Here is a 14,486-nt window from a genome sequence, read left to right as displayed (position 1 = left end):
CTAGACCGCAATGCGACAGGAGGCCGCGTGGGGATCGTCATCGGGGTCGTCGGACCGCACGATCTGGTCGACGACGTCGCCGCCACGTGCGAGGAGCAGCCGGGCGTCAGCGCGCTGCGGCTGGACTACGACCACGAGTCGCAGGCCGCCGCCATCGTCGAGGCGCACGCCGCCTCGGTGGAGGGATGGCTGTTCACCGGCATCGTGCCGTACATGCTGGCCCGCGACGCCGAGCTGCTGACCCGGCCGGCGGCGTTCGTCGACTACTCCGGGGCGACGCTGCTCAGCGCCCTGGTACGGCTGCAGCGCGAGGGGGTGGACGTCACGCGCCTGTCGATCGACACGCTGCCGGCGGGCGATGTGACCTCGACCTTCACCGAGGCCGGGCTGCCGGTCGACCAGGTGCGCACGCTGCCGTACCGGGCCGGGATGACCTCGAAGAAGGCCGTCGCCTTCCACCGCCGCTCGCAGGCGGCGATCACCTGCCTCAGCTCCGTCTACGAGGAGCTGCGCGGGGAGATGAAGATCCTGCGGCTGGTGCCGTCCGTGCACAGCGTCCGGGTGGCGCTGCGGCAGCTGCTGCTCACCGCCGAGGGGCAGGCGCAGGAGGACGCGCAGATCGCGCTCGGCCTGGTCGAGGTGGACAACGACGAGGGGCTGCTGCGGGAGGCGACCGCGCTCGGCGGGACGCTGGCGGCCTTCCGCGGCGGGACGTATCTGCTGGTCACCACCCGCGGGCCGCTGCACGACGCCACCGGCGGCTTCTCGTGCCTGCCCATGCTGACGCGCCTGGCCGGCGGCAACCGGGTCGTGCGCGTGGGCTTCGGGCTGGGGCGCAGCGCGGCGGAGGCGGAGAGCCTCGCGCGGCGCGCCCTGTCGAGGGCGCGCCGCATCGGGGAGGTCGCGGCGGTGCTGTCGCTGCGGGCGGACACCGACATCGTGCTGGAGTCGGCCACCGCCGTGCCGCCGCCGGCCGAGCAGAACCTGTCGGTGATCGCGCGCCGGGTCGGGCTGTCGGTGCCGACGCTGGAGAAGCTGCTGGAGGCGCGCGACGCCGCCGGCGGGGAGCCGCTGACCACCAAGGAGATCGCCGAGCGGCTCGCGGTGCAGCAGCGCACGGCCCGGCGCATGCTGTACCGGCTGGAGCTGGCGGGGCTGGCCGAGCGCACGGGCAACCTCACCAGCGGGTCGAGCGGGCGGCCGCTGACGCTGTATCGGCTGACCCTGTAGGCGGGCCGTCACGTCAGGACAGCCAGCGGTCCAGGCCCTCGGCGACGAAGTCGTCGTCGCGCAGCCACGGGTACGCCTCCCACACGCGGTCGATCTCCGCCGGCTGGCCAGGCGACAGGTCCTCGGCCGGGTCCAGGCACCAGCGTCCCTCCAGCAGTCCCTGCCGCCTCAGCACCTCGTGGATGCCGGGGATGCAGCCGTGGAAGCCGTTGGCCGAGTCGAAGATGGCGGCGTTGGCGTCGGTGAGGTGCCCGTCCAGGCGCAGCAACCGCCGCACGGCCGAGTCGTCGCCGCCCCGGGCGCGCCTGGCCTCCTCCAGCAGCTCGACGGCCCGCCGTACCCACACGGCCCACTGCCCGAGCAGCCCGCCGACGAACTCGACCTCCACCTCGCGCCCGTCCACCACCACCCGGTGCGGCGTGATGAGGTCGGCCAGGATGTGGTCGTCGTTACCGGTGTACAGCGCCACCTCGCCCTCGCGGCCCGACCGGCAGACGCCGTGCAGCACGTCCAGGGTCCGGTACCGGTCGAACGGCGCGACCTTGATGCCCACGACCGACTCGATCGCGGCCAGGCGCGTCCAGAAGCCACGCGACAGCGTCCGCCCGCCCACGGCCGGCTGCAGGTAGAAGCCGATGACCGGCAGCACCTCCCCCACGGCCCGCGCCCGCTCGATCAGGCCGTCCTCGTCCAGGTCGCGGTGCGGGCTCAGCAGCACCATGTGGTACCCCAGCGAGGCGGCCAGCTCGGCCTCGGCCACCGCCTGCGCGGTCGGCCCGGTGGCCCCGGCAATCAGCACGACCTCGCGCGGGTACTCGCGTGCGGTCGCCGCGGCCAGTTCCAGCACCGGGGGCAGCAGCTCGGTGCCGTGGATGGCGAACTGCGTGGTGTGCACGCCCACCGCCAGGCCCCCGGCGCCCGCCTCCACGTAGTACCGCGTCAACGCCCGCTGGCGGCGCTCGTCCAGCTTGCGGTCGGCGGTGAGCGCCAGCGGGTGGGCCGGGATCACCAGGCCGCTGCGGAACAGCTCGGGCACGCTCCGCGTCGCCTCCGCGATCAACACGTCTTCTCTCCTCGGGTGTGGTCTAGAACTGGCCGTCACGGCGTTCGAACTTCGTGGGCTTGCCCAGCAGCGGCCCGCCCTCGGCCACCCAGCGGGCCACGTGCTCGATCAGCTCGGCGGGCGTGATCTGCGGGTAGCCGAACAGCCGGTGGCAGCGCGAGGCGTTGGACAGCAGCGCGGTGTCGGCCTCCCGTCCGGTGAAGACCGGCTCCCTGCCCAGGGCCCGGCCCAGGTCCAGCGCCGCCTGCCGGACCGAGACCAGCTCGGGGCCTGTGACGTTGAGGATGTACGGCGGGGCGTCGGCGAGCAGGAGCGAGCGGAGCGTCACCTCGTTGGCGTAGCCCTGCCAGACCACGTTGACGTGCCCGGTGGTCAGGTCGATCGGCTGCCCGGCGAGGATCTTCTGGGCCAGGTCGACCAGCACGCCGTAGCGCATCTCGACGGCGTAGTTGAGCCTGATGAGGGCCAGCGGCGTGCCGTACCTGTCGGAGAAGTGGGTCAGCACCCGCTCGCGGCCCAGGCAGCTCATGGCGTAGTCGCCGACGGGGCCGGTGGGCGAGTCCTCGGTGCTGCCGCCGCCGGTCACCGGGACCAGGGGGTAGACGTTGCCGGTGGACAGGGCCGCGATGCGGCTGGCGCGGTAGCGGTCGGCCACCCGGCCGGGCAGGTAGGCGTTGGTGAACCAGGTGGCGTGCTCGCGGCCGGAGGTGCCGAACTTGGCGCCGACGAGGAAGACGACGTTGCGCGCGTCCGGCAGGCCGCGCAGGGCGTCCTCGTCGGCGACGTCGGCCCTGACCACGGTGGCGCCCTCCTCCGACAGCGCCTCGGCCAGCCCGGGTTCGGAGAAGCGGGAGACCGCGATCACCTTGGACGCGCCGGCGCGCAGCGCCAGCCGTACCAGGCTGGGGCCGAGTTTCCCTCCGGCGCCCAGGATCAGGATCTCTCCGTCGAGCTTGGCCATGTCCTCGACGAGCCCGGCGCTCGGCCTGGCCAGGCGTTCCTCGAGTTCGGCAACGGTTCGCATGCGGCACGCCCTCCTTTACGGTCCAGACCGTAACTAGGAGGGTGTTCCGCTGTCAATGGGATCAGGCCTCGCGGGCGCTGACGAGGACGTCGAGGACGGCCCTGGTCTGCGCCCACGGCACCGGGCTCGGCGCGCCGCCGACCATGGCCAGGAAGGCGTCGATGGTGCCCTCGTACCCCAGGCCCCGCTCGTCGCCCTCGATGACGATGTGCTCGCTGGCCCGCGGCGTGTGGACGGTCACCGTGTAGGACTCCGGCTCGGTCACGCCGAGCACCTCCACCACGCCGAGGATGCCGCTGCCCCACCACTGCAGGGCGATGAGCCCGGTGTCCTCCGAGCGCAGGGTCTCGTAGCGCCGCACCGCCCCGGCCGCGCCGACCAGCCCCACGTCCGGGCCGAGCAGGGCGACCAGCAGCTCCACGCCGTGGATGCCCATGGTCACCAGCGTGCCGCCGCCCTCGCCGGGGGTGTCCTGCCAGGCGTTGTAGCCGGTGGCCCACAGGCCCACGTCGTGCCTGACCGTCGCGCGGACGGCCAGGACCTCGGCCGGGTCCACCGCAGCGCCCGCGAACGCCGGCGCGAAGCGCAGCACCGAGCTGGACAGCACCCGCTCGGCCACGGGCGAGACCAGCCGGTCGAGCTCGGTGAGCTGCTCGCGGGTGGCGGCGGCCGGCTTGTTGACGAAGACCGGCGCCCGGGTCTGGAGCACCTCGCCCAGCGCCGCGTTGACCTGGGGCGTCGGCACGGTGAGCACCACGCCGTCGGGGCCCTCGGCCAGCAGGTCGGCCAGGCTGCCGGCGACCTTGGCGCCGGGGTGCTCCCCGGTGAAGCGGCGCAGCCGCTCGGGGTCCTGCTCCCACACCGTCAGCTCGGCGTGGCGGGCCAGCGTCCTGGCGTCGGTGTAGGGATGGCTGGTGGCCAGGCCGGCGAGAGCGATGCGCACGATGGACTCCTCTCCGTGGGAACGGGGAACGAGCGTAGCCCGCCGAGGATTACTTGACCGACCGTTATAGAATCGGCGGCATGGCCAGGACGCGGGAGTTCGACACCGACGCGGCCGTCGAGCGCGCCATGGAGGTCTTCTGGCGCAAGGGCTACGCCGCGACCTCGATCCAGGACCTCGTGGAGGCGACGGGCGTGGGCCGCGGCTCGCTGTACGCGGCCTTCGGCAGCAAGGACGGCCTGTACGAGGCGGCGCTCGAACGCTACGCCCGGCAGTCCACCGGCCGGGCGGCGGCGGCGCTGGAGCGCGACGCGCCCGTCCGCGAGGTGCTGCGCGAGCTCATGCTGGGCATGGTGGACGAGACCGTGCTGGATCCGCAGCGGCGCGGCTGCCTGGTCACCAACACCGCCGTCGAGCGCCTGCCCGCCGACCGGACGGCCGGGCGGGTGGTCGGCGACGCGCTCGACGCCCTCACCCGCTCGATCCGCCGGGCCCTGTGCCGCGCCCGCGAGCGCGGGGAGCTTCGGGCGGACGCCGACGTGACCGCGATGGCCGACTTCGTCGTGACCGCGCTGCAGGGCATCCGCGTGCAGGGGAAGGCGGGGGCCGACAGGCGGCGGCTGGCCGATGTGGTAGACCTGGCACTATCTGTACTGGACATTCCAGATAGGAGCACGAAATGACCAGCGTGACGATGCTCGGCACGGGGATCATGGGCGCCGCGATGGCGCGCAACCTGGCCGGGGCGGGACTGAAGGTGACCGCGTGGAACCGCACCCGGGACAGGGCCCTGCCGCTGGAGGGTGACGGCGTCACCGTGGCCGCCGACCCGGCGGAGGCGGTGGCGGGCGCCGATGTGGTGATCACCATGCTGAGCGACGGCCGGGCGGTCGAGGAGGCCGTGACCGCCGCCGCCGAGGGGCTGCGGGCCGGGCAGATCTGGGCGCAGATGAGCACGGTGGGCGTGGCCGCGACCGACCGGCTGGCCGCGCTGGCCCGCGAGCACGGGCTGGTCTACGTGGACGCGCCCGTCCAGGGCACCCGCCAGCCCGCCGAGCAGGGCAAGCTGGTCGTGCTGGCCGCCGGGCCGCAGGAGGCGCGCGAGACCCTGGCGCCGGTGTTCGACGCGGTCGGCAGCCGTACCCTGTGGGTCGGCGAGGCGGGCGCGGCCACCAGGCTCAAGCTGGCGACCGTCGCCTTCGGCATCTCGCTCACCGCCGCCCTCGGCGAGGCGCTGGCGCTGGCCAAGGCGCTCGGCCTGGATCCGGCGCTGTTCGGCGAGGTGGTCGGCGGCGGGCCGATGGACAGCCCGTACGTGCAGGCGAAGATGAAGGCCATCCTCGGCGGCGACTACGAGCCGAGCTTCACCGTCGCCAACGCCGAGAAGGACACCCGGCTCATCGCCGAGGCGGCCGAGGGGGCAGGGATCCGCGCGGACGTGGCGGTGGCCGCGGGCGAGCGCTTCCGCCGCGCCATGGCCCGCGGCCACGGCGACAAGGACATGGCCGCCGGCCACCTGGCCGACCTCGGCTGATCCCGCCGCTTGGAATCCGGCCAGTCGGAACCCGGCCGGCCGGAACCTGCCTGCTCGGAGCCCGGCCGGTCAGAGCTGGTCGACGTCGGCGTGCGTGCGGCCCCCCGCGAGCTTGGGATAGCCCGGACCGCGGTCGAAGAAGGGCCGCGTGCCCGCGCGCAGCGTGGCGCGCAGCTCGGCCGTGCCCACCTCGTCCACCCGCCCGCTCTCGTCCAGCACCACGCCGTAGTCGCCGATCGCCCCGGCCAACGACACCTTGCCGTCGCGCACGTCGGCGGCCACCTTGCGCGGGTCGCGGTCGTACGGCGAGCCCCAGCCCCCTCCCCCGGTCGTGCGGATGCGGATGACCTCGCCCGCCTTGACCGGATAGTCGTCGACCAGGCCCTCCATCTCCTTGCCGTTGACGTCCACGCGGAACGGCCGCCCGGCCTGGCCGCCGTTGACGCCCCAGCACGACAGGATCGACCGGTCGGCGATGGACATGTAGGAGGCGTCGCGCAGCATCCGGATGTGCTTGTCGTAGCCCAGCCCGCCCCGGAACTCGCCGGGCCCGCCCGAGTCGCAGGCCAGGCCCAGCCGTTCCACCCGCAGCGGCCAGCGCGCCTCGGCGAACTCCACCGGGATGTTGCGCGAGTCCGGCACGACGTGGATGGTGTCCTCGCCGTCGGCGTACCACCGCCCGCCCGACCCGCCGCCGAGGACCTCCCTCATCAGGTACGGCCGGCCCTCGGCGTCGGTGCCGTAGACGCCGGTGTAGCGGATGGTCTCCTGGTCGGCGGGCATCCGGCCGCCCGTCGCCTTGGCCAGCACCCCGGCCAGCACGCCCAGCAGGCGCAGGATGACGAACGTGCGGGCGTTGGTGGGCGCGGGGAAGATCGGCGTGAGCAGCGTGCCCTTCTCCGGGAAGATCATCTTGATGAGCGGCACGACGCCCTCGTTGACGTCCAGCTCGGCCGCCCGCTCGGGCGTGTCGGCCAGGTTGCGCAGGATCGGCGCCAGCCACTTCTTCAGAAACACCCCGTCGGCGTAGTCGCCCGCGTGGTTGATCGGCCCCTTGGCCTGCGGGGAGGTGCCGGTGAAGTCGATGGTCAGCGGCGCCTCGGCGTTGTGGTCGACGGTCAGCGTGATGCGCTGGGTGTGCAGGCGCGGCTCGTCGACGCCGTCGTGCTCGGCGTAGTCCTCCCACACGTACGTCCCGGCCGGGATCTTGGACAGCAGCTCGCGCCGGAACGTCTCGGTGGTCTTGCCGATGATGGCGTCGAAGCACTCCTCGACCGCGGCCCTGCCGTACCTCTGGAACAGCTCGGCGAGGCGGCGGGCGCCCATGAGGCACGCGGAGCACTCGGCGTCCAGGTCGCCGGCCAGCGAGTCGGGCATGCGGGAGTTGCGCGTCATGATGCGCAGGGCCGCCTCGTTGGGCACGCCCTGGTCCCACAGCTTGATCGGCGGGACCATCAGGCCCTCCTCGAACACGCTGCGGGCGTGGGAGGGCATGCTGCCCGGCACCGAGCCGCCGATGTCGTCGTGGTGGCCGAACGCCTGCACGAACGCCACCACCTCGTCCTCGTGGAAGACCGGGACGGTGACGCACAGGTCGGGCAGGTGGCCGATGCCGCCCTCGGACAGGTAGACGTCGTTGTGGAAGTAGACGTCGCCGGGGCGCATCGTCTCGATCGGGAAGTCCCGCACGATCGGCTGCACCAGCGCGCTGTAGGAGCGGCCGGTGAGCTTGCGCAGCTTGACGTCGTGGATGCCGGCGCGGAAGTCGTGGGCGTCGCGGATCATCGGCGAGCGGGCCGTGCGGGCGATCGCCGTCTCGACCTCCTTCTCGACGGAGGCCAGCGTGCCCTCGACGATCTCGACCAGGATGGGATCTGTGCTCATGGCCTCGCTCCGCTCGGCGTGCTCGCGCCGCCCTCAAGACCGTCTCTTCCCTCGTCGCGGTTCGGGCGCCGGGCGCCCGAACCGCTCCTCGGTCCAGAGCCGGTCGCGGCGCTCGCGGGCCGCAGCTCCAGGTTGCCGAAGTCGTCCACGGTCGCGGTGAAGCCCGGGTGGACGGGGATCGTGGAACCGTACTCCTCGATCACGGCCGGGCCGTGCACCACCGCGCCCGGGTCGAGGGTGGCCCGCTGGAGCACCGGGGCGTCGTACGGCTCGCCGAAGTGCACGGTCCTGGTGACCGCGGGCTCGTTCGCGCCGGCTGCCAGCACGTCGCCGGGCTGCCGGCGCCGGATGGCCGGGCGCGTGATCGGCCCGATGCCGGACACGCGCAGGTTCACCCACTCCACCGCGTGCCGCGGGTCGTCCCGGTAGGCGTAGCCGTACAGCCGCTCGTGGGCCTGGTGGAAGCGGTCCAGCACCTCGGCGCGCCAGTCCTCGTCGATCGGGCCGGCCGGGGCCGGGACCCGCACCTCGTAGGCCTGCCCGTAGTAGCGCAGGTCGGCGCTGCGGGCGAAGACCGGCTCGTCGAAGCCCTCCCGCTCCAGCGCCTGGGCGGCCTCGCGCTCCAGCGAGGCGAACAGGTCGGCGGCGGTCTCCAGCGACAGCTCCCGGGTGACGTAGGTGCGCACGTAGTCGTTCTTGACGTCCACGGTGAGCAGCCCGAACGCCGACACGGTGCCGGGGTCGGGCGGCACGATGACGGCGGGCAGGCCCAGGATGTCGATGAGGCGGCACGCCAGCAGCGGCCCGGAGCCGCCGAAGGTCACCAGCGGGAAGTCCCGCACGTCCAGGCCGCGTTTGACGGTGATCTGGCGGATGGCGTTCGACTGGTTGAACGCGCTGATCTCCAGGATGCCCTCGGCCAGCCGTTCGGGGGTCAGGCCGAGCTTCTCGGCGAGGTCGGCGACGCCGGCCGCGGCGGCGTCCACATCCAGCGGGATCTCGCCGCCCAGCAGGTGGGGCGGGATGCGGCCGAGGAAGACGTGCGCGTCGGTGACGGTGACCTCGGTGCCGCCCTTGCCGTAGCAGATCGGCCCGGGGTCGGCCCCGGCGCTGCGCGGCCCCACCTTCAGCGTGCCCTCCGGCGAGATCCACGCGACCGACCCGCCGCCCGCGCCGACGGTCACGATGTCGATCATCGGGATCTTGCACGGGTAGCGGCCGACGGACCCCTCGGTGGTGATGGACGGCTCGCCGTCGACCACCACCGCCACGTCGGTGGAGGTGCCGCCGCCGTCCAGCGTGATGACCGACGGGTGGCCGGCCGTGGAGGCGATCAGCGCCGCGCCGAGCGCCCCGGCGGCCGGCCCGGACAGCACGGTGGTGATCGGCTGGTGGACCACCTCGCCGGCCGACAGGATGCCGCCGTTGGACTTCATCACCGAGTACGGCATGCCCAGCCGGTCCGACAGGTTGGCGATGTAGCGCTGCATCGTCGGCTTGACGGCGGCGTCGATCAGCGTCGTGACGGACCGCTCGTACTCCCGGTACTCGCGCAGCACGTCGCTCGACAGGGAGACGACCGCCTCGGGGTGCTCCCGGGCCAGCACGGCGCGCATGCGGCGCTCGTGGGCGGGGTTGGCGTAGGAGTGCAGGAAGCACACGCCGATGGCGGTGACGCCGCGGTCGCGGAACCACCGGGCCACCTCCGCGGCCTCGGCCTCGTCGAAGGGACGCACCTCGGCCCCCCGGTGGTCCAGGCGCCCGCCGACGGTCTTCACGCGGTGCACGGGGACGATCCGCGGCGGCTTGACCCAGAAGTAGGAGTTGCCGTAGCCGTCCGGGACGCTCTGGCGGGCGATCTCGAGGATGAACTCGAAGCCCTCGGTGGTGATGAAGCCCAGGTCCTCGACCCGGTCCTCCAGGAGCTGGTTGGTGGCGACGGTGGTGCCGTGGACGATGCCGCTGATGGCGGCGAGCGGCTCGTCGTCCTCGGCGGGCGGGCTGCCGCCCCACTCCAGCGGTCCCAGCTTCGCGATGCCCGCCAGGAAGCCGTCGGCGGGGTTGGCCGGCGTCGACGGCGTCTTGGTCGTGACGAGCTCGCCGGTCAGCTCGTCGACCATCACCACGTCGGTGAAGGTGCCTCCGGTGTCGACGCCGATTCGGACGCTACGCATGGCTTAAGTGTCTACTTATCGGATAGGGGGTGCGGACTGGCGAAATATGCCGAATGGGAGGCATCAGCTTCGGCGACGCCCGAGCACTTCGTCCACCACCCGGGGCGCGTGCTCGGTGCCGACGTACGCGGCCAGCCGTACCACCAGCTCCTGGGACTTGGCGAGCTCGGCCTCGACGCGGGCCTTGCCCGACTGGCCGGCCTGGATGCCGAAGTAGGCGCCCATGATGGTGCCGACGACCCCGGCGAGCCCAGCGAAGAGCACCGCCGACTCGCGGGTGGCGAAGACGGCCGCGCCGAAGGCCACCAGAATGGCGATCATGCCGATGACCGTGACGAGGAAGCCGTAGCGCCAGCGCGTCTGCTCGGCCTCGGCGGCCGTCAGCTCGTCGGTCTTCAGCATCGCGTCGAGCGCGGGGGGCTTGCTGTCAGTGACCAAGGTTCCTCCAGAGACTGTAGGGATAAATCTCCCATGACGTGACACGTGGAGCCAACCGTTAAGGTGGCAGCCCGTGACCGGGTACGCCGGGAAAGGAACCGAGTCGGCGGGCACGGTGGACCGCTCCGGCAGGCATGGCAGATCGCGCAGGTGGACGTCACCGAGCATGCCCGCCTGTTGCTGTGCCTGCCTCAGATCGATCCCGACACCACCGAGACCGTGAGCCAGTGACGCCACGCAGGAAGCGGACACCGCATCGGCGAGTCGTTCTGGGCCAAGCAGGCTCGCGAGCGCATCGCCGCCAGGCGGCAGGTCACCCGTTAGAGAGCGGACAAGGATGGAGACATCACACGCTAGTCACCCGGCAGTGAGGCCGCAGGCTGGGGCTGGTGCCACACGTCCCGGCCGTTGCTCCACAGCTCGGAGGCGTGGTAGGCGAACCGGTCGAACAGGCCGTCATCCTGGTAGCGGCGCAGGTGCAGCATTGGCGAGTCGTGACCGACAAGCTTGGCCAGGTGTGGCGTGACGAGCATCTCCGAGTCGAACCGGAACACGCTCATGGCGATGTGCTCGTCACCGAACCGGGCTTCGACTCCTGGGACGTCGCGTAGCTGCTCGATCTCCGACAGCGTGATCCGGATGCGCGTGGAGACGGTCAGCGGGACGTTCTCCACCGCCTCGCGACGGCGTGTGACCTCGCTGTCCGGATCTCCGACAAGGAACCGGATCTTGCAGCCCTGCTGAGCCTTCCGCTTGAGCACCTTCGCCAGGTTGGGGTGTTCCAGCCACAGGAAGTAGTTCGTGTAACCGGCGAACACGATCTCATTGCGGGCCGCGTTGATGAGGTTGCGCCAGATGGATTTCGGACATGCAGAGCGATAAGGATAAACGGTTAAAACCTCTCTATCCGGCCCAGTTTTCACCGTATTGCGAATCGCGTCTGGCCAGAGCACGGCTGCCTCAACTCCTAGTGCCTCTGCGGCGGACCACTGGTGCCGCAGGTGAGGAACACGAGTCTCGTCCTGCAACCAGCGTTCTACCGTCTTGACGTCCACCCCACACCGATCGGCCAGCTCCCGGTTGGTGATCTGGGCGTTGAGCATGGCGCGGCGTAGGGCGACGTTGGCCACGGTACACCTCGGGGAGCTGAGGACGTCAGGGACGTTTTGAGCGTAACGCTGAAACGTCCTGGACGTCTCGATAACGCGGTGGGTTCGTCACGCGCGAGTAAGCACGCTGATCGCATGTCGACGCCGGTGATTCTCGAAGACCTGCAAGCGGCTTTTCCCGGCTGGTGCATCTGGCGCAGTTCAGCGGGGCGTCTTTGGGCAACCCGAAATGGACGGCGCCTATCCGAGCGGGAGATAGACCACGGCCTTTGCCAGACGATCGACGCGGACGACGTCGCCCGGCTCGCCGAGCAGTTGAGGGCACAGGAAGCGCTGGAGCAGTCGCTGTGAGCACCCCGTGGTCGCGCGTGGGGTGCCGAGCCAAGATCGTGGACATGCTGCACAGCCCGGCTCGCACGCGCGCCTTCTCCGGATGGCTGCTGGGCCAACGCGGGACAGTAGTGGGCATTCTCCGCAGCGGCACCCTGGCCTTGCTGGAACTCGACGGCCAACCACACGAGATCCCAGGTGGTGTACGGCGCTGGCCGGTCCACTGGGAGGACTTGCTGGTCTACAGCGTCCAAGCAGGGCCGGAAGAACACACCTCCAGTTACCTGCTTGGAGTGTCTCACCTCGGATGGGACGCGATTCAGCATGCCATAGTGCCCAGCAGCAGAGTCAGTCTGTGCGGGGAGTCGGCATCTCCCCTGACAGCGCTCGGTTGGTCCCTGCCCTTCTTGTCCACGGCCCCGCGAGCCTGCTCGGACTGCGTTCGCCTGATCGCCTAGCTTGTAGACGAGGCCGTAGGTAGAGGGCTTGCCGGGGTAGAGCGCCCGACATTTGACCAAAGCATGACCTTCCGCTTTTCAGTGCATGGACCATGAGCGTCTGAACTGGTATTTGTGCTGGTGAAAGCTACTGCTGGTGTGCATGGAAGTGCTTGGGTAGGTGCTTTTGGGCACTTCGGGTGTCACTCAGTACGTCACTCAACGTTCTCTGCCGACAAGCGGACCTACTGGCCTGCCCCATCCTGGGCGCCTCTCAGTGCTGGGTGGAGGTCTGATTCGCGTCACGCCGGTAGGTGTAGAGGATGAGCCCCTTGTGGAACTTGCCCACCTTGTCGTACAGCGCGCGAGCCGGGGCGTCTTCCAACGTGTTCCAGTAGAGGCCTGGGAAGCCATGCTCCTTGGCGTCCCGCGCCACCCACTCGACCATTGCTGTCGCGATACCCCGCCGCCGCACTTCCGCGTCCACGAACAAGTCCGCCAGATAGCATCTCCCGGAATACCAGACACTGACGTGGAACAGGTAGTGCGCGATGCCGACTATTTTGCCGTCCAGTCGGGCGGCGATCCCGCGTATCTTCTCGTCGTCGAGAAGGCGTCGCCAGGTCCGTTCGTAGTCGTCGTCGCTGCGTTCGACCTCGAAGTATGTGTCTTTACCACGGGCCAGCAATTCCCAGCAGGCGCGGTCGGATTCGGACAGCAAGTTGATCTCCAACATGGCGCCCATCCTGCCGTACGGTCAGGCCTGCGTCGCGCGTATCAGGAAGCCGGTCGCGCATATCGCTAGATGTCACCAGAGCTTGCCTGCCCGTCTGCCGTCGTCCCGCCCGCAGGGATAGCGGGCCAGCCGCGGGGCTGCCCCGACCACGCGCCCGGCATCAGGGTCGTGATGGAGCGAAGGCGGCCCTGCGGCTGGTCTGCTACGGCTTGCCCTGGGACGGCGGCAGGCGGGCAGGCTTCCACCGCAACCACTCCACCGCCACACGCCGCGATCTTGGCCAGCCCGGAGCCGAAGCGCCCCCGCCGGAGACATGCAGTGAGCCCGGCCCCGTGACCGCGCACGCGTGCGCTGACCAGCTCGGGCCCGTGACCCGAAAAGTGCGCCCCCTGTGATCAGGCTGTACCGCCGCACGGCGGCCCCTTCCACTCGTCCGCGCCAGCCGGCGGGGGCTGAAACCGCCGGGGTACCGCCTGGCGCTTGCGCCTCTGGGCGGAGGGGTCCCCGAGCGGCTGCCCGTAGGGCAGGCCCCCGGCGGGCGGCGCGTGCGGCCCCGTGGGGCCGCCTTGACCCTGTAGAGAAGATTGTCGCCGAAACATGAGTGGCCTCCCGCCAATGATCAGTACGTATGCGGGCGGGGCGACGTCGCTGCTTCACATACGTACAGGTCATGCCTGGTTCGGGGCCGTCAGCCCATCTGCGGCCCACTCGCTGGGTCACGCGGGGATGCCTCCCAAGAAATATTGACTTTGCGCATGTTCTGCGGGAGTCGACGCTGGCTCTGCAGATGAACTACAACCACGCCCGGCAGGGCAGGCGCGGGCTGGTGCTGACCAAGCACGACCGCTCCGGTGGCCCTGAGATCACCAGCCGCATCGGCCTGCGCTCGGCGGCCGTCGAGGTCACCGACGGGCTGGACCTGGTGGACCTGGTGCTGCGCCACGCCGGCATCGACTACCTGATCTGCGACGAGGCCTGCTTCTACACGGTGGAGCAGATCGAACAGCTGGCCGACCTGGTCGACGACCACTGCGTCGACGTCTACGCCTTCGGCCTGGCCTCCGACTTCCGCTCCATCATGTTCCCTGCCGCGCAACGGCTGTTCGAGCTGGCCGACGAGGTGTGCCGGCTGCAGGTGGAGGTGCTGTGCTGGTGCGGGCGGCCGGGCCAGCTCAACGCCCGCGTCGTGGGCGGGGTGATGGTGCGCACCGGGGAGCAGGTGGTGATCGGCGACACCCGGGCCGCCGACACGCCGGTGCGCTACCAGGTGCTGTGCCGCCGCCACCACCGCCAGGGCGACCTCGGGCCCGCCCCTGCTCAGGTGGCGCGGTAGCCGCCCGCACAACCGTCGCGCGGGCGGAACGTCGTCGAGGTCCGGCACGACCTCGTCCGGCTTGGTCATCGCCCGGGGGATGCGGCCGTCCTGTCAGGCCGGATGTTGACCGTGATGCCCTTGACCGCCGGAGTCGCGTCCCCGGCCGAAAACCCGGTGCAGGCTGGCTGTGCGGTGGTGTGTGATCGGGCGTATGGCGGTCGTGCTGGGTGAGCCGGGAGTCGACGGGCTGGGCGAGGTCGTGGGCGTGC

At 71.1% G+C, this 14,486-nt stretch carries 13 protein-coding genes; 5 read left to right on the top strand and 8 right to left on the bottom strand.

The window, feature by feature from the left end; translation table 11 throughout:
* The first annotated feature begins 27 nt into the window (after positions 1–27).
* A complete protein-coding gene (locus BSB02_RS07215; protein WP_240506242.1) occupies positions 28–1,230 on the top strand; it encodes a hypothetical protein in 1,203 nt (400 codons plus the stop codon).
* 13 nt (positions 1,231–1,243) lie between these two features.
* Here the strand turns inward: BSB02_RS07215 and BSB02_RS07210 are convergent, their stop codons facing one another.
* From BSB02_RS07210 to BSB02_RS07200, 3 genes are all read right to left on the bottom strand, one after another.
* Positions 1,244–2,293 carry a dihydrodipicolinate synthase family protein gene (locus BSB02_RS07210; RefSeq protein ID WP_206184546.1) on the bottom strand — a complete coding sequence of 350 codons (1,050 nt, stop codon included), beginning with the start codon at positions 2,291–2,293 and terminating at the stop codon, positions 1,244–1,246.
* Positions 2,294–2,315: 22 nt separating this feature from the next.
* The gene (locus tag BSB02_RS07205) at positions 2,316–3,317 is read right to left on the bottom strand and encodes an NAD-dependent epimerase/dehydratase family protein (protein WP_084957886.1); all 1,002 of its coding nucleotides are present in this window, start codon (positions 3,315–3,317) and stop codon (positions 2,316–2,318) included.
* Positions 3,318–3,378: 61 nt separating this feature from the next.
* On the bottom strand, positions 3,379–4,260 hold the full coding sequence (locus BSB02_RS07200; RefSeq protein ID WP_084957885.1) for a Gfo/Idh/MocA family protein: 882 nt from the start codon (positions 4,258–4,260) through the stop codon (positions 3,379–3,381).
* A gap of 80 nt (positions 4,261–4,340) precedes the next feature.
* Between BSB02_RS07200 and BSB02_RS07195 the strand changes: the two genes are divergently transcribed.
* Together BSB02_RS07195 and BSB02_RS07190 are read left to right on the top strand one after the other, a co-directional pair.
* Positions 4,341–4,943 (top strand): TetR/AcrR family transcriptional regulator, encoded by a 603-nt coding sequence (locus BSB02_RS07195; RefSeq protein ID WP_084957884.1) that lies wholly within the window; start codon positions 4,341–4,343, stop codon positions 4,941–4,943.
* Positions 4,940–5,794, top strand: a complete 855-nt coding sequence (locus BSB02_RS07190) for an NAD(P)-dependent oxidoreductase (protein WP_084957883.1) — start codon at positions 4,940–4,942, stop codon at positions 5,792–5,794. The genes BSB02_RS07195 and BSB02_RS07190 overlap by 4 nt, the downstream gene beginning before the upstream one ends.
* 69 nt (positions 5,795–5,863) lie before the next feature.
* Here BSB02_RS07190 and BSB02_RS07185 read toward each other — a convergent pair whose 3' ends face one another.
* From BSB02_RS07185 to BSB02_RS07170, 4 genes are all read right to left on the bottom strand, one after another.
* Entirely contained in the window at positions 5,864–7,678 is a 1,815-nt protein-coding gene (locus BSB02_RS07185; RefSeq protein WP_084957882.1) for a hydantoinase B/oxoprolinase family protein, read from the bottom strand.
* Positions 7,675–9,852, bottom strand: coding sequence for a hydantoinase/oxoprolinase family protein (locus BSB02_RS07180; protein ID WP_084957881.1), 2,178 nt, complete (start codon positions 9,850–9,852; stop codon positions 7,675–7,677). Before BSB02_RS07180 ends, BSB02_RS07185 begins: the two co-directional genes overlap by 4 nt.
* Before the next feature lie 63 nt (positions 9,853–9,915).
* Positions 9,916–10,290, bottom strand: a complete 375-nt coding sequence (locus BSB02_RS07175) for a hypothetical protein (RefSeq protein ID WP_084957880.1) — start codon at positions 10,288–10,290, stop codon at positions 9,916–9,918.
* A 353-nt stretch (positions 10,291–10,643) separates the two neighbouring features.
* Positions 10,644–11,420: a hypothetical protein gene (locus BSB02_RS07170; RefSeq protein WP_084957879.1), complete on the bottom strand. Its 777-nt coding sequence runs from the start codon at positions 11,418–11,420 to the stop codon at positions 10,644–10,646.
* Positions 11,421–11,534: 114 nt separating this feature from the next.
* Between BSB02_RS07170 and BSB02_RS07165 the strand changes: the two genes are divergently transcribed.
* On the top strand, positions 11,535–11,750 hold the full coding sequence (locus tag BSB02_RS07165; protein WP_084957878.1) for a hypothetical protein: 216 nt from the start codon (positions 11,535–11,537) through the stop codon (positions 11,748–11,750).
* A 690-nt stretch (positions 11,751–12,440) separates the two neighbouring features.
* Here BSB02_RS07165 and BSB02_RS07160 read toward each other — a convergent pair.
* On the bottom strand, positions 12,441–12,902 hold the full coding sequence (locus tag BSB02_RS07160; protein WP_240506241.1) for a GNAT family N-acetyltransferase: 462 nt from the start codon (positions 12,900–12,902) through the stop codon (positions 12,441–12,443).
* A 628-nt stretch (positions 12,903–13,530) separates the two neighbouring features.
* On the opposite strand from BSB02_RS07160, the gene BSB02_RS07155 reads away from it, so the two are divergent.
* On the top strand, positions 13,531–14,235 hold the full coding sequence (locus tag BSB02_RS07155; RefSeq protein ID WP_338064326.1) for a thymidine kinase: 705 nt from the start codon (positions 13,531–13,533) through the stop codon (positions 14,233–14,235).
* The last annotated feature ends 251 nt before the right edge of the window (positions 14,236–14,486 follow it).

Source organism: Thermoactinospora rubra (assembly GCF_002093975.1).
GTDB lineage: Bacteria > Actinomycetota > Actinomycetes > Streptosporangiales > Streptosporangiaceae > Nonomuraea > Nonomuraea rubra_A.
Note: the sequence above shows the minus strand (reverse complement) of the source record. Positions and strands in the feature narration are given on the sequence as shown.

Coding starts and splice junctions, on each gene's coding strand:
- BSB02_RS07205 (WP_084957886.1), bottom strand. CDS start 3,317: ATGCGAACCGTTGCCGAACTCGAGGAACGCCTGGCCAGGCCGAGCGCC.
- BSB02_RS07195 (WP_084957884.1), top strand. CDS start 4,341: ATGGCCAGGACGCGGGAGTTCGACACCGACGCGGCCGTCGAGCGCGCC.
- BSB02_RS07190 (WP_084957883.1), top strand. CDS start 4,940: ATGACCAGCGTGACGATGCTCGGCACGGGGATCATGGGCGCCGCGATG.
- BSB02_RS07185 (WP_084957882.1), bottom strand. CDS start 7,678: ATGAGCACAGATCCCATCCTGGTCGAGATCGTCGAGGGCACGCTGGCC.
- BSB02_RS07180 (WP_084957881.1), bottom strand. CDS start 9,852: ATGCGTAGCGTCCGAATCGGCGTCGACACCGGAGGCACCTTCACCGAC.
- BSB02_RS07165 (WP_084957878.1), top strand. CDS start 11,535: ATGTCGACGCCGGTGATTCTCGAAGACCTGCAAGCGGCTTTTCCCGGC.
- BSB02_RS07160 (WP_240506241.1), bottom strand. CDS start 12,902: ATGTTGGAGATCAACTTGCTGTCCGAATCCGACCGCGCCTGCTGGGAA.
- BSB02_RS07155 (WP_338064326.1), top strand. CDS start 13,531: ATGCGGGCGGGGCGACGTCGCTGCTTCACATACGTACAGGTCATGCCT.